This is a genomic window from Parendozoicomonas verongulae (genome assembly GCF_009711465.1).
Taxonomy (GTDB): domain Bacteria; phylum Pseudomonadota; class Gammaproteobacteria; order Pseudomonadales; family Endozoicomonadaceae; genus Sansalvadorimonas; species Sansalvadorimonas verongulae.
The window spans coordinates 27,403-27,795 of the sequence record NZ_SMME01000826.1 but is presented as its reverse complement, the minus strand read 5'-3'; the positions used below and the strand labels follow the sequence as shown (position 1 = coordinate 27,795).

At 59.3% G+C, this 393-nt stretch carries 1 protein-coding gene; it reads right to left on the bottom strand.

All coding sequences use genetic code 11. The features are described 5' to 3' along the window. Positions 1 to 61: 61 nt before the first annotated feature. On the bottom strand, positions 62 to 393 hold a 332-nt coding region (locus E1189_RS11025; RefSeq protein ID WP_196221378.1), incomplete at its 5' end, for a hypothetical protein.

Below are 393 nucleotides of genomic sequence, written 5' to 3'. Positions count from 1 at the left end.
CAGCGACGCCCGGTGCAAGGGAAAGCGGAAGACCACCTGCTTATGCGGCGTCACCTTTGAGTCAGTCAACCAGCTTAACTCTCACCGCCAGCGCAGCAGTGATGTTCGGTGCAAAGGGAGGCGGAGATCCATCTGCCCCTGTGGCCTCAGCTTCGATTCGGCCAATCTGCTTAACGCTCACCGTCGGAGCAGCAGTGATATCCGGTGTAAGGGGAAGCAGAACACCACCTGCCTCTGCGGTATGACTTTCGATTCGGTCAACCGACTTAACTCTCATCGCCAGGGCAGCCGAGGCGCCCTGTGTAAGGGGAGGATGAACACCACATGCTCCTGCGGCGCCACCTTCGATACGGTTAACCTGCTTAACACTCACCGCCGGGGCAGCCGTGACGT